The 26,134-nt window shown below is 55.4% G+C and carries 25 protein-coding genes; 8 read left to right on the top strand and 17 right to left on the bottom strand.

The window, feature by feature from the left end; genetic code table 11:
* The first annotated feature begins 177 nt into the window (after nt 1-177).
* Complete coding sequence (locus FHS72_RS02410) at nt 178-2,145, top strand: DNA gyrase/topoisomerase IV subunit B (RefSeq protein ID WP_183524972.1); 1,968 nt, start codon at nt 178-180, stop codon at nt 2,143-2,145.
* A 223-nt stretch (nt 2,146-2,368) separates the two neighbouring features.
* Here the strand turns inward: FHS72_RS02410 and FHS72_RS02405 are convergent, their stop codons facing one another.
* Entirely contained in the window at nt 2,369-3,010 is a 642-nt protein-coding gene (locus tag FHS72_RS02405; RefSeq protein ID WP_183524969.1) for a DUF3047 domain-containing protein, read from the bottom strand.
* Between the two features lie 85 nt (nt 3,011-3,095).
* Nucleotides 3,096-3,491, bottom strand: coding sequence for a c-type cytochrome (locus FHS72_RS02400; RefSeq protein ID WP_183524966.1), 396 nt, complete (start codon nt 3,489-3,491; stop codon nt 3,096-3,098).
* A 99-nt stretch (nt 3,492-3,590) separates the two neighbouring features.
* Here FHS72_RS02400 and FHS72_RS02395 point away from each other — a divergent pair, with 99 nt between their 5' ends.
* Nucleotides 3,591-4,025, top strand: coding sequence for a DMT family transporter (locus FHS72_RS02395; RefSeq protein WP_183524962.1), 435 nt, complete (start codon nt 3,591-3,593; stop codon nt 4,023-4,025).
* Between the two features lie 93 nt (nt 4,026-4,118).
* Here FHS72_RS02395 and FHS72_RS02390 read toward each other — a convergent pair whose 3' ends face one another.
* From FHS72_RS02390 to proS, 3 genes are all read right to left on the bottom strand, one after another.
* On the bottom strand, nt 4,119-4,799 hold the full coding sequence (locus FHS72_RS02390) for an ABC transporter ATP-binding protein (protein WP_183524959.1): 681 nt from the start codon (nt 4,797-4,799) through the stop codon (nt 4,119-4,121).
* Nucleotides 4,792-6,081 (bottom strand): ABC transporter permease, encoded by a 1,290-nt coding sequence (locus tag FHS72_RS02385; RefSeq protein WP_183524956.1) that lies wholly within the window; start codon nt 6,079-6,081, stop codon nt 4,792-4,794. Before FHS72_RS02385 ends, FHS72_RS02390 begins: the two co-directional genes overlap by 8 nt.
* 256 nt (nt 6,082-6,337) lie before the next feature.
* A complete protein-coding gene (proS, locus tag FHS72_RS02380) occupies nt 6,338-7,675 on the bottom strand; it encodes a proline--tRNA ligase (protein WP_183524953.1) in 1,338 nt (445 codons plus the stop codon).
* Between the two features lie 133 nt (nt 7,676-7,808).
* On the opposite strand from proS, the gene FHS72_RS02375 reads away from it, so the two are divergent.
* From FHS72_RS02375 to FHS72_RS02360, 4 genes are all read left to right on the top strand, one after another.
* The gene (locus tag FHS72_RS02375) at nt 7,809-8,867 is read left to right on the top strand and encodes an AI-2E family transporter (protein WP_183524949.1); all 1,059 of its coding nucleotides are present in this window, start codon (nt 7,809-7,811) and stop codon (nt 8,865-8,867) included.
* Nucleotides 8,868-8,870: 3 nt separating this feature from the next.
* The gene (locus tag FHS72_RS02370) at nt 8,871-9,539 is read left to right on the top strand and encodes a P-loop NTPase family protein (RefSeq protein WP_183524946.1); all 669 of its coding nucleotides are present in this window, start codon (nt 8,871-8,873) and stop codon (nt 9,537-9,539) included.
* A gap of 60 nt (nt 9,540-9,599) precedes the next feature.
* A complete protein-coding gene (locus FHS72_RS02365; protein ID WP_183524941.1) occupies nt 9,600-11,777 on the top strand; it encodes an RNA degradosome polyphosphate kinase in 2,178 nt (725 codons plus the stop codon).
* Between the two features lie 69 nt (nt 11,778-11,846).
* Nucleotides 11,847-13,397 carry a Ppx/GppA family phosphatase gene (locus FHS72_RS02360; protein WP_183524938.1) on the top strand — a complete coding sequence of 517 codons (1,551 nt, stop codon included), beginning with the start codon at nt 11,847-11,849 and terminating at the stop codon, nt 13,395-13,397.
* 55 nt (nt 13,398-13,452) lie between these two features.
* Here FHS72_RS02360 and FHS72_RS02355 read toward each other — a convergent pair whose 3' ends face one another.
* Genes FHS72_RS02355 through scpA form a run of 6 tightly spaced genes read right to left on the bottom strand, consistent with a single transcriptional unit; the run spans nt 13,453 to nt 18,815 of the window.
* Complete coding sequence (locus FHS72_RS02355) at nt 13,453-13,824, bottom strand: hypothetical protein (RefSeq protein ID WP_183524935.1); 372 nt, start codon at nt 13,822-13,824, stop codon at nt 13,453-13,455.
* Nucleotides 13,825-13,860: 36 nt separating this feature from the next.
* Complete coding sequence (locus tag FHS72_RS02350; protein WP_183525325.1) at nt 13,861-14,871, bottom strand: endonuclease/exonuclease/phosphatase family protein; 1,011 nt, start codon at nt 14,869-14,871, stop codon at nt 13,861-13,863.
* An 8-nt stretch (nt 14,872-14,879) separates the two neighbouring features.
* The gene (locus tag FHS72_RS02345; protein WP_183524932.1) at nt 14,880-15,584 is read right to left on the bottom strand and encodes a molecular chaperone DjiA; all 705 of its coding nucleotides are present in this window, start codon (nt 15,582-15,584) and stop codon (nt 14,880-14,882) included.
* Nucleotides 15,585-15,615: 31 nt separating this feature from the next.
* The gene (locus tag FHS72_RS02340; protein WP_221235312.1) at nt 15,616-16,089 is read right to left on the bottom strand and encodes a GNAT family N-acetyltransferase; all 474 of its coding nucleotides are present in this window, start codon (nt 16,087-16,089) and stop codon (nt 15,616-15,618) included.
* A complete protein-coding gene (locus tag FHS72_RS02335) occupies nt 16,089-16,688 on the bottom strand; it encodes a VOC family protein (protein WP_246414423.1) in 600 nt (199 codons plus the stop codon). Before FHS72_RS02335 ends, FHS72_RS02340 begins: the two co-directional genes overlap by 1 nt.
* Complete coding sequence (scpA, locus tag FHS72_RS02330; RefSeq protein WP_183524926.1) at nt 16,689-18,815, bottom strand: methylmalonyl-CoA mutase; 2,127 nt, start codon at nt 18,813-18,815, stop codon at nt 16,689-16,691. It abuts the gene before it with no gap.
* 90 nt (nt 18,816-18,905) lie between these two features.
* Between scpA and FHS72_RS02325 the strand changes: the two genes are divergently transcribed.
* Nucleotides 18,906-19,340: a DUF4174 domain-containing protein gene (locus FHS72_RS02325; protein ID WP_246414421.1), complete on the top strand. Its 435-nt coding sequence runs from the start codon at nt 18,906-18,908 to the stop codon at nt 19,338-19,340.
* 25 nt (nt 19,341-19,365) lie between these two features.
* On the opposite strand, the gene FHS72_RS02320 is transcribed toward FHS72_RS02325, so the two are convergent.
* The 6 genes from FHS72_RS02320 to FHS72_RS02295 all read right to left on the bottom strand — a co-directional run bounded on the left by FHS72_RS02320 (nt 19,366) and on the right by FHS72_RS02295 (nt 24,679).
* Nucleotides 19,366-21,363, bottom strand: a complete 1,998-nt coding sequence (locus FHS72_RS02320) for an acetyl-CoA carboxylase biotin carboxylase subunit (protein WP_183524920.1) — start codon at nt 21,361-21,363, stop codon at nt 19,366-19,368.
* A 92-nt stretch (nt 21,364-21,455) separates the two neighbouring features.
* The gene (locus FHS72_RS02315) at nt 21,456-21,665 is read right to left on the bottom strand and encodes a hypothetical protein (RefSeq protein WP_183524917.1); all 210 of its coding nucleotides are present in this window, start codon (nt 21,663-21,665) and stop codon (nt 21,456-21,458) included.
* 322 nt (nt 21,666-21,987) lie between these two features.
* Nucleotides 21,988-22,341: a hypothetical protein gene (locus FHS72_RS02310; protein WP_183524915.1), complete on the bottom strand. Its 354-nt coding sequence runs from the start codon at nt 22,339-22,341 to the stop codon at nt 21,988-21,990.
* Nucleotides 22,342-22,365: 24 nt separating this feature from the next.
* Nucleotides 22,366-22,506: a hypothetical protein gene (locus tag FHS72_RS02305; RefSeq protein ID WP_183524912.1), complete on the bottom strand. Its 141-nt coding sequence runs from the start codon at nt 22,504-22,506 to the stop codon at nt 22,366-22,368.
* Nucleotides 22,507-22,702: 196 nt separating this feature from the next.
* A complete protein-coding gene (locus FHS72_RS02300) occupies nt 22,703-23,089 on the bottom strand; it encodes a DUF6497 family protein (protein ID WP_183524910.1) in 387 nt (128 codons plus the stop codon).
* 60 nt (nt 23,090-23,149) lie between these two features.
* The gene (locus tag FHS72_RS02295) at nt 23,150-24,679 is read right to left on the bottom strand and encodes an acyl-CoA carboxylase subunit beta (RefSeq protein ID WP_183524908.1); all 1,530 of its coding nucleotides are present in this window, start codon (nt 24,677-24,679) and stop codon (nt 23,150-23,152) included.
* A 202-nt stretch (nt 24,680-24,881) separates the two neighbouring features.
* Between FHS72_RS02295 and FHS72_RS02290 the strand changes: the two genes are divergently transcribed.
* The gene (locus FHS72_RS02290; protein WP_183524906.1) at nt 24,882-26,096 is read left to right on the top strand and encodes a multidrug effflux MFS transporter; all 1,215 of its coding nucleotides are present in this window, start codon (nt 24,882-24,884) and stop codon (nt 26,094-26,096) included.
* Nucleotides 26,097-26,134 lie beyond the last annotated feature (38 nt).

Raw genomic sequence — 26,134 nt, 5'->3', positions numbered from 1 at the left:
AATGTCTTGTTATTGTGTCGGGTTTACTGTGTCCGGCACACCAAACCGTGTCGCAGCGGTCCGCGCAAGTGGTGAAGTGCAGGTCCGCCCTCAACATCTTGTGGATAAGCGCAATCATCTGATTGCCCTTGCCCGTCGCCGGCCTCATAATGCGGCAAACAAATAAGGGGCGGCAGTATGGCGAGCGATCTTCTTTCAGGCTCTGGTGAAAACGAAAAAAGCACATATGACGCGTCCAGCATTCAAGTGCTGGAGGACATGGAGCACGTCCGCCTGCGCCCCGGCATGTATATCGGCGGCAAGGATGATCGCGCTTTGCACCATATGGTCGCAGAAATTGTCGATAACTCGATGGACGAAGCCGTTGCAGGTCACGCGACGTGGATCGAGATTGAACTGCACGAGAACGGCCATTGCACGGTGCGCGATAACGGACGGGGTATTCCGACCGATCCGCACCCGAAAGACCCTTCGAAAACCGCTCTTGAGATCATTTTCTGTACGCTGAACGCGGGTGGTAAATTCTCGGGGGATTCTTACGAGACATCGGGTGGGTTGCACGGTGTTGGCTCGTCTGTTGTGAACGCCTTGTCCGATCACCTTCGGGTTGAAGTGGCGCGGAATAAAGAACTGTTCATGATGGAGTTTTCGCGCGGTGTGCCGCAGGCGCCGCTCGCGAAAATCGGAGCTGCCCCTAATCGGCGCGGGACATCTGTGACGTTCCACCCTGATCCGGATATTTTCGGGTCATTGAAGCTGAAACCAGCGCGTTTGTTCAAGATGGCGCGGTCGAAAGCATACCTGTTTTCAGGCGTTGAAATTCGTTGGAAAACGGGGATTGATGACGGCGAAACACCTAAAGAAGCGATGTTCAAATTCCCCGGAGGCTTGGCGGATTATTTGAACGAAACGCTGTCTGGTGCGACGACTTATGCGGATGCGCCATTTGCAGGGACTGTTGATTTTAAAGAAAAGTTTGGGGTTCCGGGTAAGGTCGAATGGGCGATCAACTGGACGCCGACACGCGACGGTTTCATCCAGTCGTATTGTAACACCGTCCCCACGCCCGAGGGCGGCACACACGAGGCGGGTTTCTGGGCTGCTATCTTGAAAGGCATCAAGGCGTATGGCGAATTGGTGAGCAATCGCAAGGCCAGCACGATCAGCCGCGATGACCTGACGACGGGGGCCGGTGCGCTGGTGTCCTGCTTTATCCGTGAGCCCGAATTTGTGGGGCAAACAAAGGACCGTTTGGCCACCACCGAGGCGCAACGTATGGTTGAAAATGCCGTGCGCGACCACTTTGACAACTGGTTGGCGGCAGATACAAAATCGGCGGGGTCGATCCTCGATTTCCTTGTGCTGCGGGCCGAAGAACGCCTGCGCCGTAAACAGGAAAAAGAGACCGCACGTAAGACCGCAACAAAGAAACTGCGCCTGCCCGGTAAACTGGTCGATTGTTCGGCCACAAACCGCGAGGGCACAGAGTTGTTCATCGTCGAGGGTGATTCTGCGGGCGGCTCTGCCAAGATGGCGCGGAACCGTAAAACGCAGGCGTTGCTGCCCTTGCGCGGTAAGATTTTGAACGTGCTGGGGGCTGCGTCCAACAAGCTGGGCTCGAACGCCGAAATTAACGATCTGACGCAGGCGCTGGGTGTGCAACTTGGGCCGAAATTTGTCGTCGATGATCTGCGTTACGACAAAATTATCATCATGACCGATGCGGATGTTGACGGGGCGCACATTGCGGCGCTGCTGATGACGTTCTTCTTTACGCAGATGCGGCCGATGATCGATCACGGCCACCTCTATCTGGCCTGCCCGCCGCTGTACCGCCTGACCCAAGGGGCCAAGCGTTTGTACGTCGCCGATGATGCCGAAAAGAACCTGATGATGGAGAAGGGTCTGGGCGGCAAAGGAAAAATCGACATGCAGCGATTTAAGGGTCTGGGCGAGATGGACGCAAAAGACCTGAAAGACACGACGATGAACCCCGAGACCCGCAAGCTGATCCGTGTGTCGATTGACGACGATCTGCCGGGTGAAACTGGGGATTTGGTTGAGCGACTGATGGGGAAGAAACCGGAGCTACGGTTCCAGTATATTCAGGAAAACGCGCGGTTCGTGGAGGAGTTGGATGTTTGATTCTTGAAACTCTCCAAAGCTCACGTAACCATGCCGTGATTAATTAGAGGACTGGGGATGCGCTTTTCACAGCTTTTACTTTTTTGCATTTCAGGCGCGACATTACGCATGCTCAGGACGGATGTCGTTCAGTGAAAGCTCGGTAACCGCTACATTTGATATACGTGGCATTGACACCCTATAAGTGAGTTACGCGATACCTGTGGGTGGTAAAACGCCCTTATCACCCCAATGACATCCCACCAATCGCCGCTCGAATGGCGCTATCCGTATCATCGCTATCACCCGATACAGCGAGGCCGACGAGTGATCCGGGTTGCCCTCCGAATGCCCGCGCATAGTCCGCCGCGAGGTCCACGTTTTCGGTGAATGATCCCGTCCCAGCTTGGCGCAGCATCACGTTGACGCCTTGCCCTTGTAGATAGGGCGATGCGAATTGCGATCCGCGTGTATGGTTGCCACCCCAGACATAAAGCAGGACGCGCACGTCGCTATTTCCCAGCAATTGCCGGATGTTAGCGCCTTGAAGCGCTTCGGCCTGATCGTCAGGTACAAACACAAAATAGAGCGACAAGTTGCGGTCATCACCACCTTTTTGGCGCAAGTCCGTCGCGGGCACGGATTGCTCGACGGTCCATGTCCACTGGGCGGTGCTGGATTGCCATTCAGACTGCGGCAGACGCGTCCACGCGATGGACACGCCCCCATTCGACGACATGCTGAGCGCGGTGCCAAAGCTATAGCTGTTGTTGGAAAACAGCGACAACTTCTGTTCTGACCACCCGTTTGCAAAGCTGACAGGACCGGCAGAAACCGCAGTTCCGACAAGCGTTGCGGCGATCAAAGCGGTGCGGAAAAACGTCATTGGAGGCTCCTTAGCGTTTGGTTGAGAAAACACGTAGCAGGATCAGCCAAAGTTTCACCACACGTTTGCGTGGGTCACAGTTTTGTCACAGCTCTTGGATCTGTTCGAGATAATCAGCGAGCGCGATCAGGCCGATGGGGGTCGGTGTGCCTAGCCCGTCGGCGCCTTCGACAATGACCGCTTCGCCTAGATCACCAGCGCCAAATTCGGGCATCGCGCGGGAAAAATGCGGTTCGCGATCTAGCCCGTCGATAATTGCCATGACTTCTTGACGCGGGAACACCCCACCATTGCGTGTGGAAATTTTCGTCAGATCGGCGGCGATCAGGCCAACACCAGACACGAGCGGGCCGGACCCTTTGCCGTCGGTGCCGTGACAGCCCGCGCAATCCTGCATAAAGGCATTGCGCCCATCCGGAATTTCGGTTTCGGTCACGCATGCCGCAAGCAAAAGCGGGAAAAGCATCATGGATTTACGCATCTTAAGCTCCTTGGTTGCACCGACGTTGACTGAAAAAATCCGTCGGTGCTTTGATATGGATCAGTGTGGTTCTAAGATGTTCAAATGATAGGAGATCGCGTGTCAAATTACTACTTTATCATGCTGACAGCGGGCATTGGCATTCCGATTTTGGCGGCTTTAAATTCTGCGCTGGGGCGGTTGATCGGATCACCTGCAGCCGCTGCGGCGGCGTTGTTCATCGTGGCGTTTGTGTGTGCCCTCGTGGTGGCACTACTCACGGCCCCAAGCGCGATTGCAAAGCTGGCCAGCGCCCCGAAATACCTGTTTTTAGCAGGGCTTCTGATCGCGTTTTATCTGTTGTCGATCTCTTGGATCGCGCCCGTTATCGGTATCGGAAATGCAGTGTTCTTGGTGTTGATCGGGCAAATGATTTCTGCAGCTGCGATTGATCACTTTGGCCTGTTCGGTGCAAACGTCACGCCGTTAAATATGACCCGCATCTCAGGAATTGCAGTGATGGCAATGGGCGTCTTTCTCACTCAAAAAGCGTAGCAGCCCTAGCAGACGACACTGAACGCATCCCCCGCTTCTTTGACTTTTTCTAAATCCCCGCCGGAGGCTCCTGCCCGTCCACCGCACCCAGCTCTAAATTTGGGTTAATGTCCCAGCATCCATGCGCACAGTCCGGTCCATGCGCGCCGCGAGGTCTAGGTTGTGCGTGGCGATCACGGCAGACAATCCGGTGCCGCGCACAAGCTCCATCAGCGCGTCGAACACGCGGTCGGAGGTGTCCGGGTCGAGGTTGCCGGTAGGCTCGTCCGCCAGCAGGAGCGATGGGTTATTCGCCAAGGCCCGACAGAACGCGACACGTTGTTGTTCACCACCAGAGAGCGCAGCTGGACGGTGCTCAGCCCGTGTCTCAACACCGACACGTGCCAGCAAATTCTTGGCATGGTCCGTTGCTGCGGCTTCGTCGATACCGTTCGCAAGCTGCGGCAGGACAATATTTTCAAGTGCCGTGAATTCGGGCAGCAGGTGGTGGAATTGGTAGATAAAGCCCACTTCGGACCGCCGCACCGCTGTCCGTTTACGGTCAGACAGGTTCGTCATATCGGTGCCATTGATCGTGACTGTGCCTTCGTCGGGACTGTCGAGCAGACCCGCAATGTGCAGCAGCGTTGATTTCCCGGCACCCGATGGCGCGACGAGCGCCACGACTTCGCCCGGTTGCACGGACAGACTGGCCCCTTGCAACACGGTTACCGCGTTGGGTTTGCCCGCGTTATACGTCTTGGTGATCCCTGCGACGTCTAAGATATTATTCATAACGCAGGGCCTCGACTGGGTTCATCCGTGCCGCGCGACGGGCTGGAAAAATTGTGATAATCCATGACAGTGAAAGCGATAGGGATACCGCCGAAATCACGTCTTTGAGTTGGAGTTCGGCGGGCAAACGGTAGATGCCGCGAATGGATGGGTCCCAGACGCCGCCGTTGCCGATGGAATTCACGAAGCCAAAGATTTGATCGATATAAAGCGCAAAGAGGCAGCCCAAGATCACGCCAAATAACGTGCCTGCTGTGCCGATGCCCGCGCCACAGATAAAGAAAATCCGCAGGATCGAGCCTTCGGTCAGACCCATGGTGCGCAAGATGCCGACGTCGCGGCCTTTGTTTTTGACCAGCATAATCAGGCCTGAAATGATGTTCATCGACGCGATCAAAACGAGGATCGAGAGGATCACGAACATCACGTTGTCTTCGACTTCGAGGGCGCGCAAAAATGCGCCTGCGCTATCGCGCCACGTCCAGACGTAGCCACCGTCGCCGACTGTTGCCATGATATCTGGTAGGTACTTTTCGATCTCATCGGGGTCTTCGACCATGACTTCGATCTCGGTTGCGACACCATCGCGGTTGAAGAAAAGTTGCGCTTCAGTGATCGGCAGATAGGCCCTGATTTTGTCGATGTCGTAACGTCCGGCAGTGAAGATATAGACCACATCGTAGACATTCACACGCGGTGTGGTGCCAAGCGCGGTACGTGCGCCGTTGGGCGAGATGATCTTGATCCGGTCGCCGACACCGACGCCAAGATCTTTGGCAAGCGCTGACCCGATGGCAATACCGTCTTCAAAGTCATTGATATCGCCTGAAAATTCTTCGGGATTAGCAATGCGCGGGATCGTTAAGAGATTGTCAAAGGAAATGCCGTAGACATCAACGGCAGCATTGCTGTCGCCAAAGTTGCCCATGACCTGCCCGCGAACGAGCGGCGCAGTGCGCGTCACGCCTTCGACTTGCGCGAGGTCGCTGGCGAGCGTGTCGTAATCTTTGATTAACTGCGTGTAACGGCCAGAATCCGGCACGACTTCTGATTGGCGGTAGACCGAAACATGGGCGTTGGAGCCGAGGATGGTATCGACAAATTCAGCGCGGAACCCAGAGCGCACCGCGAGTGTCGCGATCAAGGCGAAAACCGCAAGCGTGACGCCGATCAGGCTGATCCACGTCATGACGCTGACCCCACCTTCGGCCCGCTTGGCCCGGATGTAGCGCCACGCGATCATCCACTCAAATTTCGCAAATGGGGCGGTTTTGCCTGCCATTTTGGGTCTCCTACTGCTCAGGTCGCAAGGTGAGGCTTGCGGCGGGATTGGTCAAGCCGATGGATGCGGCAATTGCAGTTGAACGCCGATGGTGTGGTCGCGGCGACTGGTGGAGCCTCCGGCGGGAGTTGTTTTGGCGGAATGAAGGTGGGAGTTGCGCGTGATGTCAGCGGTGGGGCTTTTGTGCATGAGATTGAAAATCTCGCGAACTGGCGGCCCATTTGGAGGCCGCCCCTATTGTTAATTGCGCGGGCGACTAGAGCGCCGCGTAGATTGCTTTGATTTTTGCGATGGCGTCAGCTGCTGGCATCTCTTCGCTCTCGCCGGTGCGGCGCGATGTAACCTCGACGACGCCGTTTTTGATGCCGCGCGGCCCGACGGTGATCCGCCAAGGCAGGCCGATCATGTCCATCGTGCCGAATTTAGCCCCTGCCCGTTCGTCGCGGTCGTCATAAAGCGGGTCGAGACCTGCTGCGATGAACTGCTTATAAAGGTCCTCGGACGCCGCATCACAGGCTTCGTCACCGACGCGCATGTTCAGGATTCCAACGTCGAAAGGTGTGACACCTTCAGGCCAGATGATGCCTTTGTCGTCGTGGCTTGCTTCGATGATTGCACCAAGCAGACGTGATACGCCGATGCCGTGCGAGCCCATGTGCACGTTGACCTTGCCGCCTTCGCCGTTGTCCACGGCTGCATTCAACGCGTCGGAGTATTTCGTGCCGAAGTAGAAGATTTGCCCGACTTCGATACCGCGTGCGGTCTTGCGCCGCTCTTCTGGCACCTCGTTAAACAGCGCCTCGTCGTGGGTTTCGTCTGTCCGCGCGTATTTGCTGGTGAATTCTTCCATCACCGCCGCACAGGCCGCTTTGTCGTCGAAATCAATCTCTCGGTCGCCAAAGGTCAGATCGGTAACGGCGCTATCGTAGAACACTTCGGATTCGCCGGTGTCGGCCAGAACGAGGAATTCGTGCGTGTCTTCGCCGCCGATTGGACCGGAATCAGCGCGCATCGGAATCGCCTTAAGACCCATGCGTTCGTAGGTCCGCAGGTAAGAGACGAGGTGGCGGTTATAAGCGTGCAGCGCGTCTTCGCGTGTCAAATCAAAGTTATAGCCGTCTTTCATATAGAATTCGCGACCCCGCATCACGCCAAAGCGCGGACGGGTTTCGTCACGGAATTTCCACTGGATTTGGTACATCGTCAGCGGCAAGTCTTTGTAAGACGTGACATTTGCGCGGAAAATATCGGTGATCAGCTCTTCTGCCGTTGGTGTGAACAGCATGTCGCGGTCGTGGCGGTCTTTGATCCGCAGCATCTCGTCGCCATATGCGTCGTAGCGCCCGCTTTCTTTCCACAAATCAGCGGATTGAATCGTCGGCATCAGCATGGCGTGGTGGCCAGCCCGTGCTTGTTCTTCGTGCACGATATTTTCGATCTTTTTCAGCACCTTAAACCCAAGTGGCAACCAAGAGTAGATGCCAGCGGCGGCTTGTTTAATCATCCCCGCTTGCAGCATGTAGCGGTGCGACACGATCTGCGCCTCGCGCGGAGTTTCTTTGAGGACGGGCAGGAAATAGCGGCTCATGCGCATGGGGGCGGCCTTTATCAGGAGGAGTGTTTCAGCGGAAAGGTTTAAGCGGCACGCGACTGCGTGGCAAGGTCCTGCCTTGCGCTTCGTGCGCGTGTGTACCATCTGTTATGGGATCAAAAAGAGGACGACACACATGGCGCTGACCGTGCAACATCAAACGGCATATTGGGGGATCGCTGCGGCGGTCTTTTGTGGAGTGTTGTGGTTTCTGGGCGATGTGATCATGCCGTTTATTTTGGGCGGTGCGATTGCTTATTGTCTTGATCCGGTCGCTGATCGGCTGGAACGGCTGGGTCTCAGTCGCGTGTTATCGGTGACGGTGATCACGCTTGTCGCTTTTCTGATTTTCGTATTGTTGGTACTGCTGGTAATTCCAACGCTTGTGACCCAGATTTCCGGCTTGATTGAAGCGGCCCCCGGTGCGCCGGAAAAACTGCGGGATTTTCTCGCGACTAATTTCCCTGCGCTGCTGGACGAAGAAAGCACGATCTACAAACAGCTTTTGAAGATTGGCGAGACGATCCAATCTAAAGGCGGCGAATTGCTAGGAGGGTTGCTGACCTCTGCGGCGGGTCTGCTGAATGTCCTTGTATTATTGGTGATTGTGCCAGTGGTCGCGTTTTACCTGCTGTTGGACTGGGACAACATGGTTGCGCGCATCGACGAGTTGATCCCCCGCGATCACGCCGCGACATTGCGCCAACTGGCCCGTGACATTGACCAAACCTTGGCGTCGTTTATTCGTGGCCAAGGGACCGTCTGTCTAATCATGGGCACGTTTTATGCTGTTGGGTTGATGGCTGTTGGTCTGAACTTTGGCCTTGTTGTGGGGTCGTTTGCCGGGCTGATTACATTCATTCCTTACGTCGGCGCGCTGGTTGGCGGTGCTTTGGCGATTGGTCTCGCGATCTTTCAATTCTGGGGCGAATGGGGGTGGCTGGCTGCCGTCGCGATCATTTTCGCCTTAGGTCAGTTCCTAGAAGGCAACATCATCACGCCGCGCCTTGTTGGGAATTCAGTGGGCCTGCACCCTGTTTGGCTGATCTTTGCCCTATCCGTTTTTGGTGCTTTGTTCGGCTTTGTCGGGATGCTTGTTGCTGTCCCTGTGGCCGCGATGATTGGCGTTTTGATTCGCTTTGGCATCGCGAAATACAAGACGAGCATGTTGTATCGTGGGCAGACGGGCGGCTAAGTGATGGCAACGCAGCTAACCTTTGAATTGCCCGCGGGTGTGGCGCTGACCGCTGGGGATTTCTTTGTTTCAGAGGCCAATGCCACGGCCTATGTGCTTGTGACGCATGTGAATTCTTGGCCAGAACGCAAGCTGGTGCTGACCGGTCCTGAAGGGTCCGGCAAAAGCCATTTGGCCCGCGTTTTTGCCACGAACGAGAATGCGATGATCATTCCCGCCGCAACCCTGACGGGTGAAATGACACGCCCGAAGCGCCCTGTTGTGATTGAGGATATCGAACAGCTGAGCAAATCGGGCGAAACCGCGATGTTCCATCTGCATAATCACATGCGCGAGGTCGGCCTGCCGTTGCTGATCACCGCGCGCAGTGCGCCAAGTCGGTGGAATATCGCCCTGCCCGATCTGGCCAGCCGGATGCAAGCCGCGACGCCAACGGTTATTGGCAATCCGGACGACGACCTACTGACGGCGATTATTATGAAGCTGTTCGCGGATCGCCAAATCATGCCATCGCCCAAATTGCCGTCGTATCTGACGATGCGGATCGAGCGGTCGTATCGCGCTGCCGCTGAAATTGTCGCGGCGATGGACGCGGCCGCGTTAACCAATAAACGCGATGTTAACGAAAAGCTGGCAGGACAGGTGCTTGCGCAGGTTGAAGCCGAAGTCTAACCTCGGGATTAACCGCTAAACCGTCATAAAAACGCAACTTTTCACGCGTAGGCAGGGTCCATGATTTACGCTGATTTCCTAGAAGGTTCTGCACCAGAGCCGCAAACTCTTGATCTTGATATGACCAGCTCTGCGCGGTTTATGAACCGCGAGTTAAGCTGGCTTGGGTTTAATAACCGCGTGCTGGAAGAAGCCGAAAACCTGCGGGTGCCATTACTGGAACGCCTGCGATTTTTGTCGATTTCCGCCACAAATCTTGATGAATTTTTCACCGTTCGTGTGGCAGGCTTGCGTGAATTGGCGCTCGCTGGAAACGTGACACCCGGCCTTGACGGGTTAACCCCTGCTGAACAGCTAAAACTGATCGACGTCGAAGCCCGCGCTTTGATGCAGCGCCAACAAGCGGTGTTCGTGAAACTGGTTAACGAGATGGCCGTGCAAGACATGCACTTGCTGACACGGGCGACAATTGAGGACGCCGACAAACCGTTCTTGAGCGAATTTTTTCTGAACCAAGTGTTCCCAGTGCTATCGCCGCTTGCGATTGATCCGGCCCACCCGTTTCCGTTTTTACCAAACGAAGGTTACGCGCTCGCGCTGGACCTCGAACGTGCCAGCGACAAACGCCACTTACGTGCGCTTTTGCCTGTGCCCGCGCAGATTGATCGGTTTATTTCGCTGCCAACGCAGCAGGGTCATCGATTTTTACCACTGGAAGAACTGCTGCTGATGCATGTCAGCCAGCTCTTTCCGGGCTATAAACTAAAAACCCATGGCGCGTTTCGCGTGCTGCGTGACAGTGATCTTGAGGTCGAAGACGAAGCCGAAGATCTGGTGCGCGAATTCGAAACTGCCCTGAAACGCCGCCGTCGTGGTGAGGTTGTTCGGCTGAAAATGGCGGCTCGCGCTCCTGATGCGCTTAAATCATTTATTAAGACCGAGATGCGATTAACTTCTGATGAAATGGTTGAGGTGAATGGGCTGATTGGGATTGCTGATCTCAAGGAATTGGTGATCGACGAACGGTCTGACCTGCTGTGGCCGTCATTCGCGCCGCGTGTGCCAGAGCGTGTGCAGGATCATGACGGAGATATGTTTGCAGCCATCCGCCAAAAAGATATGTTGCTGCACCACCCCTACGAGACCTTTGATATGGTTGTGCGGTTCTTGCGTCAGGCGGCGCATGACCCCGATGTTGTGGCGATCAAACAGACACTTTACCGCACATCGCACCAATCCCCGATTGTCGAGGCGCTGTGCGAAGCGGCCGAAGAAGGTAAATCAGTCACCGCATTGGTTGAACTCAAAGCCCGCTTTGATGAGGCCGCGAATATTCGCCAATCACGGCGGCTAGAACGCGCGGGCGCGCATGTTGTTTACGGGTTCCTGAACTACAAAACGCACGCCAAGATCAGCACCGTTGTCCGCCGCGAGGGCGATAAACTGGTGACTTACACGCACTTTGGAACCGGAAATTACCACCCGATTACGGCACGGATTTACACCGATCTGAGTCTATTCACCTGTGATTCCGACTTGGGACGCGATGCGACTAAAGTGTTCAATTACCTGTCCGGATATGCGCAACCTGAAGGGTTAGAAAACCTCGCGATCTCGCCGATTTGCTTGAAGAAAACGCTACTTACGCGGATCAAAACCGAGATCGAAAATGTGCAAAACGGCAAACCCGGTGTAATCTGGGCGAAGATGAATTCGCTGATCGAACCGGACGTGATTGACGCGCTCTACGAAGCATCGCAGGCAGGCGTCAAAATCGATCTGGTAATCCGTGGCATCTGTGGTCTGCGTCCCGGCGTCGTCGGTTTGTCGGAAAATATTCGTGTGAAATCAATCGTCGGGCGGTTTTTAGAACACTCGCGAATTGTGTGTTTTGGGAATGGTCACAAGCTGCCGTCCAAAAAAGCGGCCGTGTTTATTTCCTCTGCCGACTGGATGAGCCGGAATCTCAACCGACGTGTCGAAACGCTAGTCGAGATCACAAACAACACTGTTAAAGCACAGATTGTCAGCCAGATCATGGCCGCAAACCTGCATGATGTGGCGCAAAGCTGGGTGATGGAGCCGACTGGTGAATTCACCCGCGCGATCATTCCTGATGGTGAATTTGCGTTCAATTGCCATCGGTTCTTTATGGAAAATCCGTCGCTATCTGGTCGCGGGTCTGCGGGTGCATCTGATGTGCCGCAACTGACCCACACGGACGAAGATCAAGGTTAACGCCCGTCAGCAATTGACACGAGCGTCGCCGCTGTCACAAGGTCGAACGGCGCAACACGAGGGAATCCCATGTTGGAAGATGACGGCACGGATCAAGGCATCGATTGGGGCGGCTTTGGGCGTCCTTTGTTCGAAGATGCCGCCGCGATGGGGCTGAACCGCGTTGGCGTGATTGATGTCGGATCGAACTCGGTGCGCATGGTGGTGTTTGACGGCGCGGCCCGTTCACCTGCCTATTTCTACAACGAAAAAATCATGTGCGCATTGGGCGCTGGCCTGTCAGAAACTGGCCGTTTGAACCCGCAAGGCCGCGTGCGCGCGCTGTCCGCGATCCGCCGTTTTGCCGCATTGGCCAAGGGAATGGACATTTTGCCGCTCACCGCCGTGGCGACCGCCGCCGTGCGCGAAGCCACTGATGGCCGTGAATTCCGCGACGAGGTCGAGCGTGAAACTGGCATTAAAATCTGGATTATCGACGGCAAAGAAGAAGCCCGGCTATCCGCGCAAGGCGTATTATTGGGTTGGCCCGGCTCATACGGCTTGGTCTGCGACATCGGCGGATCGTCGTTAGAATTGGCCGATTTGGCCGATGGCCGCGTCGGCCAACGCGTCACCTCGCCGCTTGGTCCGTTGAAATTGCGCGATATCAAAGGTGGTAGAAAAGCCGTCAAAGCTCATATCGTAGAGGTGATCGACGGCTTACACACGGAAATGGGACACGCCGAAGCGATGCGATTGTTCCTCGTTGGCGGGTCGTGGCGGGCGATCGCGCGGATTGATATGGAACGGCGCGGCCATCCGTTAACCGTTCTGCATGAATACCGAATGACGGCGCGGCAGGTCTCTAGAACCGCTGATTATATCGCCCAATCTGACCTGCAAGAGTTGCGGGCGCGGTGCCATATTTCAGACAGCCGCATGTCGCTGGTGCCGATTGCGGTGCTGGTATTGAAGGCGCTGCTACGCAAGTTCAAACCCAAAGATATCGCCGTGTCGTCTTACGGGATTCGCGAAGGGATGCTGTACGAACAAATGCCGCGCGAGTTGCGTGAACGTGATCCGCTTATCGAGGCCTGCCGTTTTGCGGAAAGCAAAGATGCGCGGCTTCCCGGATTTGGGCGCGTTTTGTATGATTTCGTTATCCCCCTGTTTCCAAGGGCAAATTGGCAACGCAAACGGATTATTAAAGCGGCTTGTCTGCTACATGACGTCAGTTGGCGTGCCCACCCTGATTACCGTGCTGAGGTTACTTTTGACAACGCGACACGCGCTAACTTGGGCGGCCTAAAACACTACGAACGCGTGCTGATGGGCCTCGCGTTGATGTATCGCTACACGTCCAAACCGGGCGGTGGACGTTTTGATGCGTTGATCGCCATGTTGAACGAAAAGCAAATCAAAGAAGCCGAAATTCTCGGGCGCGCAATGCGGCTTGGCGCGATGCTGTGGGTTAACGCGGAACAGGAACCCGGCACGTTAAAGTGGAAACCGAAATCCGGCGATCTGCAATTACGCCTGACGAAAGACGCTGAACCGCTTTTTGGCGAAGTTGCAGAAGCGCGGTTTAACGCCCTGGCCATAGCGCTGGGTGGTCAAGGCACGATCAAATTCGCGAAATGACCGCGCCCTTCATTTCGCCGTAACAACTCCCGCCGGAGGCATCCAACTGTCGCAGCTAAAGCTCAATCTCTCGTGGTAGCTCTGGTTCAAAATCAGGCGCATCATCGCGCCGACGCATGATGATATCCCCATTTGGCAGAAATTCTGGCGGGTGGTATCGCGTGAAGTCATCGACCTGCCCCAACAATTCCGCGAACGCTGGCCCCATCTGTTCGGTTAACATTTGCATACGTGGGCCCATCTCCGTGGCGAGGTCCTGCAGGTCGTCAAAAGCCGGTTCGAGTTCAGACATCAGGCCACGCAACAACAGTTGTGCGCCTTCTTCCATCAGGCTGAAACCTTCCTCCGGCGTGGGCGTGTCCGTCTGCGCAGCCAGTGGACTGGTGGTGAGCGATAGGGCAAAAGCGGGGATCAAAAGCTGTTTCATACCCCTAATATAGGCACGATGACGCAAATCACCAAATCAAACTGTGATATCCAGTGTCACAGGGAAATGGTCGGACGCGGTTAACAATGCTTCGCGCAGGGCAATATTTTCGTAACAGGCCACGTGATCAAACGGATGCCAAATCTGCCATTTCGGCTGCATATCTCGTATCCCAGGCGAGACCATGAGATAGTCAAGCAGAGCGTTTAGATAGGTCCCGTTGCGGTGTTTGAACCGCGCGGTCGTTGGTGCTGCACCAATTTTACGTCCCAGAACCATCGTCGCGTGTGGATCATAGAGGCGTGCTGCGCTGTGTTCACCCAAGACGATTTCGACGCCAGAGCGCCCAAATAGCTGCTCAAATTCGTCGAGCCCGGGACCGTCGTTAAAATCCCCTAACACGATCAGATCCTCTCCCTTTTCCAAATGTTGGTTAACCCTTTGACGTAACCAGATGCATTGCGCGAGCTGCTTGCGCCTGTTCTGAATCGAGATTCGCACCGCATCTGCGTCATTCTTTGCTCCATGCGGAGCTTTAGATTTTGCGTGAACGCCAATGACGCGAAACGCCTTTTGGCCGACTGTCAGCGACAGTTCGAGCGGCGGTTTAGACCACCGCACCACGTCAAGCGCCGCGTCGGTATCGAGGTCAATTCGCAACTCGGCGTCGAAACGCGGCGCGGGGCTGGCCATATCCAAGTCACCGATGGGGTCGTGCATGGCCGTGATCACGTCGGGGTCATATAAAAACGTGATTTCTTGCTGGGTGTCGTTGGTAAACCCCGTCACAGCTTTACGCGCCCGCAAATTGAAATGAGCGCCGAATGTTTCCAGCGCGGTCACGCTGCTACGGCGGCGACTGGTGTCGGGTGCTTCGATGATCATGATTCCATCGGCATCCATCGCTTGGAAAACCTGCCCCAACGCTGCCGTTTGCAGTGCCCGCGTGACGTTCCAGCGCCCCGACCATTCGTCGTTATTATGTAGCTGTCCTGCGTCATCAAACAGCGTGTTAAACCACTCGACGTTGTACGTCGCGATGCGCAGCGCACCCGTCATGCGAGAGTGAAATCATCTTGCGACGATCGCGCCGCGCTGATCTGTTCCCATGCACGATTGATTGCAATCAGGTGCGCTTCAGCCAGTTTTACGGCCTCTTCTGGGACGCCGCGTGCGCGTAATCTGTCGGGATGTGTTTCGCGGACTAAGTGCCGCCATGCCGCGCGGACCGTCTTGAGGTCGGCATCGGCAGCCACCCCAAGCACATCGTAGGGATCGCGTTCCGCGTCTGGCACAAATTGCGCCCTGATCCGCGTAAACTGCTGATCACTAAAGCCAAAAATCTCGGAAACCTCTTTGAGAAAGATGTTTTCGTTCGGATGGTAGATCCCGTCAGCGATGGCGATATGGAACAATCCCTGCATCAGATCGCATAGCGGGGCAGTGTCATCCGCGTACATCGCTTTGATCCGACGCGCGTAATCATCAAAGCCGATCACGTCTTGTCGCGCGAGGTTGAACACCTTCGCGGCTTTCGGTTCGTCCTCTGGTGCGATCTGGAAAACTTCGCGAAATGCCGTGACTTCGACCCGCGTAACCTTGCCGTCCGCCTTCGCCATTTTCGCGCCTAAGGCGATCACGGCAATCGTAAATGCCACGGATTTATCAGGCGACGTGCGCAGGCGTTCGAACACGGCAGAGAGCCCTTCACCAGAGGCGAGGGCAGCGAGCGCGTCAGCAATGCGGGTCCAGATCGACATGCGCGAATGTTAACGGGTTCGCGTCCGGATGTCAGAGCCGTTTTTGCATAAAAATGAGATCAAGCGGTTTATCCCACTTCAGTCCCGCATCCGGCAGACGTCCGACCTGTGAAAAGCCGTTTGTTTCATGGAACTTGAGGGCCGTTTCATTGTCGCTGCTTACTGCGCCGATGAGCTGGGTTTTCCCGTCCGCGCGTGCCATGTCGCACAGCTGGGAAAGCAATTGGCGCCCTACTCCGCGGCCCTGCGTAGATGCCGACAGTGCAATGGAATATTCGGCCACATGTGCGTAGCCCGGTCCGGATCGGAACGGGAAATAACGAGCGTAGCCGCAGACTGTCCCGTCGATTTCGGCGACAAGACATGGCTGCGGCGACGTGATTTCAGTTGCCACTTGGTTAACGGATTTCGTTATCGTCGTGAAAGTCGCGGTGGTGTTGGCGATCACGTGGTTCATGATCTCGGCCACCATCGGCGCGTCAGCCGCAGTCGCTTGCCTGATCATCACAACGCACACGGCCCGTTTGGGGTATTGAAGCGGGCTTTGAAGCCGACAAGACCAGTGTGGAATGTGACGATATCGCTGTTCAATTTAACCGTGTCGCGCAGCCAGTCGGCCTTTGGATGCCAGACCTCCCACGCCGTCAATCGACAACCGCTGTCCGGCAACGATCCGGAGGGCGGCACGATGCCAGCGCCCCACTTTAGAAGGGACGGAAACCCGCCTTGCATCGGCAGGCTACCATCGTCAGGAACCGTCAGTTGCCAGTGCAAATCATCACGCGTCAACGATACCGCAGGCCCCGTGATCGCTTGCACTTTTTCAATCTCATCAGTGCGGCATATCCAGTTTGCTAGGCGCGGCGGGCCGGTGAAATTGTCCAAATCGAACCAAGTGGGTCGTTCAGCGGCAGTCGCATGCGGGTTCTTTGCGATGACCTCTAGATACAGCCCGTCGGCAAGTCCCAGCAGTCGGTTATGCGTGCCGAAATGAGCATGTTCCCCACCTTCAGACAACGACACCCCGAGCCGTTTTTCGACCCAAGCAACGCCCTCATCCAGATCGGTACAGCCAACCGCGATATGGTCAAGTTCGAGCATCATTTATGGGCGCGTCTCGCGAATGATCGCCAGAATATCCTCTGCCGCTTTGGGAATGTTGGTGCCGGGGCCAAAAATCGCTTTGACGCCGCTATCGTAAAGGAATTGGTAATCTTGCTGTGGGATAACACCGCCACAGATCACGATAATGTCTTCTGCATCGGCCTCTTTCAGCGCTGCGACCAGTTTTGGTGCGAGCGTTTTGTGGCCAGCTGCTTGGGATGAAATGCCGATCACATGCACGTCGTTGTCGATGGCGTCTTGTGCTGCTTCTGCTGGAGTTTGGAACAATGGACCTACGTCAACATCGAAACCAATGTCGGCGAACGCGGTGGCGATGACTTTGGCCCCGCGATCATGCCCGTCTTGGCCCATTTTCACGACTAACATACGCGGCCTGCGCCCCTCTTCTTCGGCAAAGTCTTCAACAGATTTTTGGATTGCGGCGAAACCTGCGTCGCCCTCGTATGCCGCCCCATATACGCCTGCCAAAGTTTTCACTTCGGCGCGGTGCCGACCGAATACCTTTTCCATCGCCATGCTGATTTCTCCAACGGTTGCGCGTGCGCGCGATGCTGTGACTGCTGCTTCAAGTAGGTTGCCGCCTTCTGCGGCGCGGCGGCTTAATTCGGCCAATGCCGCATCGCATGCAGCCTGATCGCGCCCTGCTTTGGTGCTGTTTAATCGTGCGATTTGGGCATCGCGCACGGCGGCGTTGTCGATGTCGCGGATATCAATCGGGTCTTCGTTGTCTTTGCGGTATTTGTTCACGCCCACGATGACTTCGGTGCCGCGGTCGATCATCGCTTGGCGGGTGGCTGCGGATTCCTCGATGCGTAGCTTGGGCATACCCGACGCCACCGCTTTGGTCATGCCACCCATTTCCTCGACTTCTTCGATCAATTTCCACGCTTTTTCAGCGAGTTCATGCGTCATGCTTTCGACATAATACGAGCCTGCTAACGGGTCGACGACATTGGTCACGCCGGTTTCTTCTTGCAAAATCAACTGCGTGTTCCGTGCGATCCGGCTAGAGAAATCTGTGGGCAGCGCAATGGCTTCATCCAGCGCGTTGGTGTGTAACGACTGTGTCCCGCCCAGTACCGCTGACATCGCTTCGTAGGCTGTGCGGATCACGTTGTTGTACGGGTCTTGTTCTTGCAAGGACACGCCAGAGGTCTGGCAGTGCGTGCGCAACATCGACGACTTTTCGTTCTTTGGTTCAAATTCCGCCATGACGCGGGACCAGAGCAGACGTGCCGCCCGCAATTTCGCCGCTTCCATGAAAAAGTTCATGCCGATGGCGAAAAAGAACGACAGGCGCGGCGCGAATTTATCGACGTCCATGCCCGCTGCAATCGCCGTGCGCACGTATTCACGCCCATCCGCGATGGTAAACGCGAGCTCTTGGACGAGGTTCGCGCCCGCCTCTTGCATGTGGTAGCCGGAAATCGAGATCGAGTTGAATTTCGGCATCTCGTTGGCCGTATATTCGATGATATCCGCGATGATCCGCATCGACGCCTCGGGCGGGTAAACGTAGGTGTTACGCACCATAAATTCTTTGAGAATATCGTTCTGAATCGTGCCTGCGAGCAGAGATTTGTCGTGACCTTGCTCTTCGCCGGTGACGATAAAGTTCGCGAGAATTGGAATAACTGCGCCGTTCATCGTCATGGAAACGCTGACTTTATCCAGCGGGATGCCGTCGAACAGGATTTTCATGTCCTCGACGCTGTCAATCGCCACGCCAGCTTTACCAACATCACCCTCGACCCGTTCGTGGTCGCTGTCATAGCCGCGGTGCGTTGCCAGATCGAAAGCCACAGAAACGCCTTGCTGGCCGGACGCCAGCGCCTTGCGGTAGAACGCGTTCGATTCCTCGGCCGTTGAGAACCCCGCATATTGACGGATGGTCCAAGGACGGCCTGCGTACATCGTGGCTTTGACGCCGCGTGTGTAGGGCGCTTCGCCCGGAATACCGCCCATGTGGGGCAGATCAGCAGTATCTTCAGCGGTGTAAAGCGGCTGGACGGGAATACCTTCGAGCGTGTTCCATGTCAGGTCGTCTAACGGTTTGCCGCGCAGTTCTTTGGCAGCGATTTCTGACCATTTGGCTTTGTTCGTCATAAGAGTCTCCGATGTTGGGCGCGAATGTCGACTGTGGGGTTAGCAATCCGCAAAAATGCGCCTATATCTTTCAGTATGAAGAGAATTTTGATGATAGCGGCCATCGCCGCGTTACCGTTTGCAGCCCTTGCCGACACGGTCGAGGCATGGAGAGCGGACCCCACAAAGGTGTTTTCCGCAGACGAAGTCGACTTGGCCGACCTGCAATGGCAACTGCGTGCGGTTGTTGTGTTTGGCGAAAACGAAAACGATCCGCAATTTATCGAACAGATGGATTTGATTACGTCGCGGATCGACGAGATGGCCGAGCGTGACGTGATTGTCATTGCCGATTCTGATCCGACTGTGCTGAATGATCTGCGGCGCAAACTGCGGCCGCGTGCATTTATGCTGGTGCTGATCGGCAAGGACGGCAATGTGGCGCTGCGCAAACCCGCACCTTGGGACGTTCGTGAATTGTCACGTTCCATCGATAAAATGCCGTTGCGCCAGCAGGAAATATCCAACCGGCGCTTAGGCGAATAGCCTGCATTTATGGCGGGCTGACGGGTCACTCGAATTCCATGATCACGTCATCAACCGCGAGATTTTCACCTGCGGCAGCGTTGATTTTGGACACGATGCATTTCTTTTCAGCCCGCAGGATATTTTCCATTTTCATGGCTTCGACGGTGCATAACGCCTGACCTTCTTGGATTTCATCGCCAACTTCGACGTTCACGGCCACGATCAGGCCTGGCATTGGGCAGAGCAGCAGTTTCGACGTATCCGCCGCCACCTTTTCCGGCATCAAGGCCGCGAGTTCGGCCTGACGCGGTGTGTAGACGTGCACGGGCATGTCCGCGCCGCGATAGCGGATACGGAAACCGCCCGGCAGTTTACCGATTTTCAACACAAGCGGATCACCGTTCACCAAAAGTTTGGCAAGCGGCTGGCCCGGAGTCCAATCGCTTTCCACGCGGAAAACGTCGTCTCCGATTTTGATATTCGCACCTTCTTTGTCGGCGGAAATGACCGTTTCAATCGACTTGTCTTGGATGTTCACAACCCAATCGCTACCAACGACCCGTTCGTGGTTATCCATCCGGCCCGAAATACGCGAGCGCCGGATTTCAGCGACGCGGTGCATTGCGGCTGCCGCTGCTGCAATCTTGGTGATGTCGGTATCTGGCAGAGTCACGCCCTCGAAGCCTTCGGGGTATTCCTCCTCGATGAAGGCGGTGGTCATGTTGCCGGATGTGAATTTCGGGTGGTCGTAGACGGCGGCGAGGAACGGCAGGTTGTGACCGATGCCTTCGACTTCGAACGCGTCCAAGGCAAGGCGCATTTCCTCAATCGCGCTGTCGCGGGTCGGTGCCCACGTGCAGAGTTTTGCGATCATCGGATCGTAGTACATGCTGATTTCGCCGCCCTCAAAGACGCCAGTATCATTGCGCACAGCACGTGTTTCTGTGGCCTCTTCCGCAGGTGGACGGTAGCGGGACAAACGGCCAATCGACGGCAGAAAACCACGATAAGGATCTTCGGCGTACAGGCGGCTTTCCATCGCCCATCCGTTGATTTTCAGGTCTTCTTGCTTGAATGGCAGCGTTTCGCCGTAGGCAATTCGGATCATCTGTTCGACTAGATCGACGCCAGTGATCAGTTCGGTCACAGGGTGTTCCACCTGCAAACGTGTATTCATTTCAAGGAAGTAGAAGTTACGGTCGCCATCCACGATGAATTCGACGGTGCCCGCAGAAGAATAATCGACCGCTTGTGCAAGTGCCACGGACTGCTTGCCCATCGCCGCGCGTGTTTCTTCGTCTAAGAACGGCGACGGCGCTTCTTCGATGACTTTTTGGTTGCGGCGTTGGATCGAACATTCACGTTCATGCAGATAGACGCCGTTGCCGTGTTTGTCGCAAAGAACCTGAATTTCGATATGACGCGGTTGGGTCACGAATTTCTCGATAAAGATCCGGTCGTCGCCAAAGGAATTGGCCGCCTCGTTCTTGGACGATGCAAATCCTTCGCGGGCCTCGGTGTCGTTCCACGCGATTCGCATGCCCTTGCCGCCGCCGCCTGCTGACGCCTTGATCATCACAGGATAGCCGACTTCGTTGGCGATTTTGACGGCGTGTTCCGCGTCATCAATCAAGCCCATGTAGCCCGGCACAGTCGAAACGTTTGCTTCCTGGGCCAGTTTTTTCGAGGTGATTTTATCGCCCATCGCCTCGATTGCGCCTTTTGGCGGTCCGATAAATGCGACGCCAGCGGCTTCTAATGCTTCGGCGAATTTTGAATTCTCGGATAAGAAACCATAGCCCGGATGCACCGCTTCGGCACCAGTTTGCTTGATTGCGTCCATGACCTTGTCGATCACAATGTAGGATTGGTTCGCAGGCGCAGGCCCGATATGCACAGCCTCATCCGCCATTTTCACGTGCAGCGCGTTGCGGTCTGCATCGGAATAAATTGCCACCGTTTGAATGCCCATTTTCTTGGCAGTTTTGATGACCCGGCACGCAATTTCGCCCCGGTTGGCGATGAGGATTTTCTTAAACATATCTATTATCCTTTGAACGCAAAACAGCCGCCAAGGACGGACCCTGACGGCTGTTCATGATAGTGTGACGCGCCGGTGTAGCGCGAAAAGTCTTAGCGTGCGGAGCGGCAGATGCCAGCGTCGTCACAGAGCAGACCAGCGGCAACGCCAGCAACAGCAGTTGCTGTTGGGTCTGTTCCAAGAACTTCTGCAGTGACGAGACCGCCAGCTGCGCCAGCGACGCCGCGCTGCAGGTCAGTTTCCAAACAACCGGCCAGAGCGAATGAAGCTGCAGCTGCGATGATCCAAGTTTTCTTAAGCATATCGTTGTACCCTTTTCAAGATTTGCAATAGCCAACAAATCAACTGAACGTGCAGTTTCGACAAGAGAAAATTCACAGTTCCGGCATTTTTCTGCGCATCGTGCAGAAAAAGGGACCGGCTGACCCATGTGAGGGCCAGACCGGCGGGAGTGAGGGACACGCACATAATCATATGACGCAAGACGTGGGGTCCGGCGCTGCGTACCCAATCGTTGGCATGATCCGAATAAACCTGCAAAGACATCACCAAAACCCGCGCGCCAATGCGCTAAATCTTGCTGATACTGCGGATCGCTTTGCGAATTCGTGCCGACGGTTGCTGTCATCCCATGCCTGCAATCTCGGGAAAACTGATCCGCGCGCGCTTCACGTCGATTTGCAAAAGCGCGTAGTAGTCTTCGGGGTCAAATGGATCTTGGGCGGGGATGACTTCGCGCCCGAAAAGCCAGCTAAGCCGGCCTGCGTCGAGATTGCCGCGTTCAAATGGCTGGTCACCAAATTGTTCCCACAGCGCTTTCATAAAGCCCGCATCAGCCCGCCTGTCCGCAGGTCTGCGATCAGGATGGCGCGCCCGTTCTGTGATCGCCGTTGCCACACCGTCTTTGGTGCCACGACGAATGGTGAATTGAAAATCAGTGCCAGCAAGCCGACCTGGGAAGCCGCGATGTTTTTCCATCACGACCACCCAAGCGCGATTGCGCTATTTGATGTTAAAGTCGGTGATGTTTTCGGTAGCGGGCGCTTTGTGCAACGTGTCTGCGTTAGACGCGCCGATGTTGCCGAAAAGTGCGGTGATTGCCATGAAAGTTGCGACCATAAAGGTCTTTTTTCCAATTGCCATCGGGATGTCCTGCTCTGCTCTACGACAGATGTCGGGTCATTCGACCTCGTCCATCTGATTGCCCGTGCGGTGTTAGCCCCGCATGGGTTGGTGTTAGCAGCAACTTGAGATTCGCCAAAGAACATTAGGTCAAAACTGGTGGTCTGTGGTGGGGGTGCATCAGCGGAAATCCCCCCTACTATATTGTGTGTCGTCATCAAAAATCCTCCCACATGCAGGCGCCTGCCTGGATACTGAAGGGTTGGAAATACTGGATGGTCTCGGGGTGCGCCACGCCAAATGCGACTTTGTTTGCAGAAAGACTAATCACGACGTCGCCGCCCATCCATCCGTTTTCAGCCAAACCGGGCACAACGATCTCATCGCAGAGGTATTGGATATCCGGCACGGCCTGCGCAAAGCTGACACCATTTTCGCCGCCAATGTCTGGCGCGTGGAACCGGAAACGGGCGGTTTGAGTCGCAGGTTCCAAGATCACATCGTAGAGTTGGACATCGATGCCGGACGGCACAATCACTTCTTGAGCCGTCGCAGCAGTGGCGACCAGAGCCAGCGTAATTGGTGCGAGGGTTTTGTAAATCATTACTGGCTCCTTTCTGATCTTCGGCACGAATTTGTGGTTGAAATGCAGGGATTATTCAGATCACAGCGGGATATTGTCGTGCTTTTTCCACGGGTTCTCGGCTTTTTTACCCCGCAAAGACGCGAAGGCGCGGCATACACGTTTACGAGTTGAATGCGGCAGGATCACCTCGTCGATAAAACCCTTTTCCGCCGCGACAAACGGGTTCGCAAAGCGTTCTTCATAATCTTTAGTGTGCTGTGCGATTTTATCAGCGTCGGCCAAATCAGCGCGGTGGATGATTTCAGTCGCACCCTTAGCGCCCATCACAGCGATCTCGGCCGTCGGCCATGCATAGTTAAAGTCGCCGCGCAAATGCTTGGACGCCATCACGTCGTAGGCGCCCCCATAGGCTTTGCGGGTGATGACTGTGACCTTCGGCACCGTCGCTTCGCCATATGCAAAGAGCAATTTCGCGCCGTGTTTGATCACGCCGCCATATTCTTGCCCCGTCCCCGGCAAGAAACCTGGCACATCTACGAGCGTGAGAATCGGAATTTCAAATGCATCGCAGAATCGCACAAACCGCGCCGCTTTGCGCGAGCTGTCGATATCGAGGCACCCAGCCAGAACCATCGGTTGGTTTGCCACGACGCCTACGGTCTGGCCTTCGAGACGAATAAAACCAGTCAGGATATTCTTGGCAAAATCTTCTTGGATTTCGTAAAAATCGCCTTCATCACCGAGCTTGGTGATTAACTCTTTCATATCATAAGGCGTGTTCGCGTTGTCAGGGATCAGCGTATCAAGACTATCCTCAATGCGGTTCACGTCGTCAAAAAACGGACGCACCGGCGCTTTTTGCCGGTTATTGAGCGGCAGGAAATCAACCAAGCGGCGGACTTCGATCAAAGCTTCGACATCGTTCTCAAACGCACCGTCGGCGACCGATGACTTCTTGGTGTGTGTCGATGCACCGCCGAGTTCTTCTGCGGTGACGACTTCGTTTGTGACGGTTTTCACGACGTCGGGGCCGGTCACAAACATGTAGGACGTGTCTTTCACCATGAAAATAAAGTCGGTCATCGCAGGTGAATACACGGCACCACCCGCGCATGGCCCCATGATCACACTGATCTGCGGCACGACACCGGACGCCATAATGTTGCGCTGGAAAACTTCGGCATATCCCGCAAGCGACGCCACGCCTTCTTGAATACGCGCACCACCGGAATCGTTTAAACCGATCACTGGCGCGCCATTTTGCATGGCCATATCCATGATTTTGCAAATTTTCTGCGCGTGCGTTTCGGACAAAGACCCGCCAAAAACGGTGAAATCCTGAGAGAACACATAGACCATCCGCCCGTTGATCGTGCCCCAGCCCGTCACAACGCCATCACCCGCAGGCCGTTGTTTTTCCATACCAAAGTCGGTGCAACGGTGAGCCACGAACATGTCAAATTCTTCGAATGACCCATCATCCAGCAGCAGATCAATGCGTTCGCGCGCTGTCAGCTTGCCTTTGGCGTGCTGTGCCACGATCCGTTTTTCGCCACCACCCAAACGGGCAATTTCACGACGATCTTGAAGCTCTTGGAGAATATTCATGACGGATCTCTTTTGCTGCGGTTGCCATATTGGTAATGTTATTCGCCTCTTACGGGAAGCATGAATGAGTAGATTTGCAAATATCGTTTATTTACGATTTCATTTTTTGCAAATCTGCAAACCCTCCACCCCTGCGCATTTGCACACCCCTCTCGCACCACCGACCATGGACAGGATGGGCCGCCCCGCATAAGTCTATGCCATGACAACACGAGCACAGGTTCGGTTTTTGGACCGCACGACCCCGCCCCACATCGTCACGCTCATTCTGCTCGCCGGAGTTGGTGCGTTAAACATGTCGATCTTCCTGCCGTCGCTTAACGCGATGACAGAATACTTCGACACGTCCTACGCCGTGATGCAAATCTCGCTATCAGGTTATCTGGCCGTCACTGCGGTTTTGCAGGTGTTCGTCGGGCCGATTTCGGACAAAGTGGGTCGCCGCAATGTGACGCTGATCGCGATTGGGATTTTTATCGTCGCGTCGTTCGGCGCAATGTTTGCGACGTCGATCGAAGTCTTTCTCGGGTTTCGGATGCTTCAAGCGGCAGTCGCAACCTGCCTTGTCCTGAGCCGCACGATCGTCCGCGATATGGTCCCGCAAGACCAAGCCGCGTCGATGATCGGCTACGTCACGATGGGCATGGCGCTTGTCCCGATGTTCGGGCCGATGATCGGCGGCGTATTTCAGCAGTTCTTTGGCTGGCAAACGACCTTTGCTTTTCTGACGATCTCCGGCGCGATGGTGTGGGTGCTCTGCTTCTTGGATTTGGGTGAAACGGTGCAAGACGGCGGCATGGGCTTTGGCGAGCAACTTAAAAGCTATCCAGATCTGTTCGCATCGCCTCGTTTTTGGGGCTATGCACTATGCACGGCCTTTGCGTCCGGCGCGTTTTTCGCACTGCTAGGTGGTGCATCATTCATCGCGGGCGCGGTGTTTAACCTATCACCATTCTGGAGCGGCGTCGGTCTTGGCGCCCCTGCGATCGGCTATGCAGCTGGCAATTTCTTGTCGGGACGGTATTCAGTCAAACTCGGGATTAACCGGATGGCCTTGATCGGGACAATCGTCACCGTTGCAGGGATGGGCGCCTCGTTGCTGCTAGCACTCGCTGGCATTCATCACCCATTGATTTTCTTTGGTTTTTGCACATTCCTAGGATTGGGCAACGGCATCACCATGCCTAACGCCACCGCGGGTTTGCTATCTGTTCGTCCACGTTTAGCGGGCACGGCCAGCGGGCTTGGCGGCGCGATCATGGTCGGCGGAGGCGCAGGACTATCGCAGCTTGCAGGTGGATTGCTGACCGTCGAAACCGGCACGGTCCCACTGCAATGGCTCATGCTTATCGTGTCGGTCCTCGCGATGGTGTCGCTATTGTTGGTCATGCAACGCACGAAACAGATCAACGCTTGATTTGCAACATTTGCAGGCGCTATGTCGAGAGACAGCTA

The sequence above is a fragment of the Yoonia ponticola genome (assembly GCF_014199395.1).
GTDB lineage: Bacteria > Pseudomonadota > Alphaproteobacteria > Rhodobacterales > Rhodobacteraceae > Yoonia > Yoonia ponticola.
The sequence above is the reverse complement of the archived record's forward strand: the minus strand, read 5'-3'. Positions and strand labels throughout refer to the sequence as shown.

Excerpts from the sequence above, each read along its gene's own strand:
- FHS72_RS02410 (WP_183524972.1), top strand. The coding sequence starts at position 178 with ATGGCGAGCGATCTTCTTTCAGGCTCTGGTGAAAACGAAAAAAGCACA.
- FHS72_RS02405 (WP_183524969.1), bottom strand. The coding sequence starts at position 3,010 with ATGACGTTTTTCCGCACCGCTTTGATCGCCGCAACGCTTGTCGGAACT.
- FHS72_RS02400 (WP_183524966.1), bottom strand. The coding sequence starts at position 3,491 with ATGCGTAAATCCATGATGCTTTTCCCGCTTTTGCTTGCGGCATGCGTG.
- FHS72_RS02390 (WP_183524959.1), bottom strand. The coding sequence starts at position 4,799 with ATGAATAATATCTTAGACGTCGCAGGGATCACCAAGACGTATAACGCG.
- FHS72_RS02385 (WP_183524956.1), bottom strand. The coding sequence starts at position 6,081 with ATGGCAGGCAAAACCGCCCCATTTGCGAAATTTGAGTGGATGATCGCG.
- proS (WP_183524953.1), bottom strand. The coding sequence starts at position 7,675 with ATGCGCATGAGCCGCTATTTCCTGCCCGTCCTCAAAGAAACTCCGCGC.
- FHS72_RS02375 (WP_183524949.1), top strand. The coding sequence starts at position 7,809 with ATGGCGCTGACCGTGCAACATCAAACGGCATATTGGGGGATCGCTGCG.
- FHS72_RS02370 (WP_183524946.1), top strand. The coding sequence starts at position 8,871 with ATGGCAACGCAGCTAACCTTTGAATTGCCCGCGGGTGTGGCGCTGACC.
- FHS72_RS02365 (WP_183524941.1), top strand. The coding sequence starts at position 9,600 with ATGATTTACGCTGATTTCCTAGAAGGTTCTGCACCAGAGCCGCAAACT.
- FHS72_RS02360 (WP_183524938.1), top strand. The coding sequence starts at position 11,847 with ATGTTGGAAGATGACGGCACGGATCAAGGCATCGATTGGGGCGGCTTT.
- FHS72_RS02355 (WP_183524935.1), bottom strand. The coding sequence starts at position 13,824 with ATGAAACAGCTTTTGATCCCCGCTTTTGCCCTATCGCTCACCACCAGT.
- FHS72_RS02345 (WP_183524932.1), bottom strand. The coding sequence starts at position 15,584 with ATGTCGATCTGGACCCGCATTGCTGACGCGCTCGCTGCCCTCGCCTCT.
- FHS72_RS02340 (WP_221235312.1), bottom strand. The coding sequence starts at position 16,089 with ATGATCAGGCAAGCGACTGCGGCTGACGCGCCGATGGTGGCCGAGATC.
- FHS72_RS02335 (WP_246414423.1), bottom strand. The coding sequence starts at position 16,688 with ATGATGCTCGAACTTGACCATATCGCGGTTGGCTGTACCGATCTGGAT.
- scpA (WP_183524926.1), bottom strand. The coding sequence starts at position 18,815 with ATGACGAACAAAGCCAAATGGTCAGAAATCGCTGCCAAAGAACTGCGC.
- FHS72_RS02325 (WP_246414421.1), top strand. The coding sequence starts at position 18,906 with ATGATAGCGGCCATCGCCGCGTTACCGTTTGCAGCCCTTGCCGACACG.
- FHS72_RS02320 (WP_183524920.1), bottom strand. The coding sequence starts at position 21,363 with ATGTTTAAGAAAATCCTCATCGCCAACCGGGGCGAAATTGCGTGCCGG.
- FHS72_RS02315 (WP_183524917.1), bottom strand. The coding sequence starts at position 21,665 with ATGCTTAAGAAAACTTGGATCATCGCAGCTGCAGCTTCATTCGCTCTG.
- FHS72_RS02310 (WP_183524915.1), bottom strand. The coding sequence starts at position 22,341 with ATGGAAAAACATCGCGGCTTCCCAGGTCGGCTTGCTGGCACTGATTTT.
- FHS72_RS02305 (WP_183524912.1), bottom strand. The coding sequence starts at position 22,506 with ATGGCAATTGGAAAAAAGACCTTTATGGTCGCAACTTTCATGGCAATC.
- FHS72_RS02300 (WP_183524910.1), bottom strand. The coding sequence starts at position 23,089 with ATGATTTACAAAACCCTCGCACCAATTACGCTGGCTCTGGTCGCCACT.
- FHS72_RS02295 (WP_183524908.1), bottom strand. The coding sequence starts at position 24,679 with ATGAATATTCTCCAAGAGCTTCAAGATCGTCGTGAAATTGCCCGTTTG.
- FHS72_RS02290 (WP_183524906.1), top strand. The coding sequence starts at position 24,882 with ATGACAACACGAGCACAGGTTCGGTTTTTGGACCGCACGACCCCGCCC.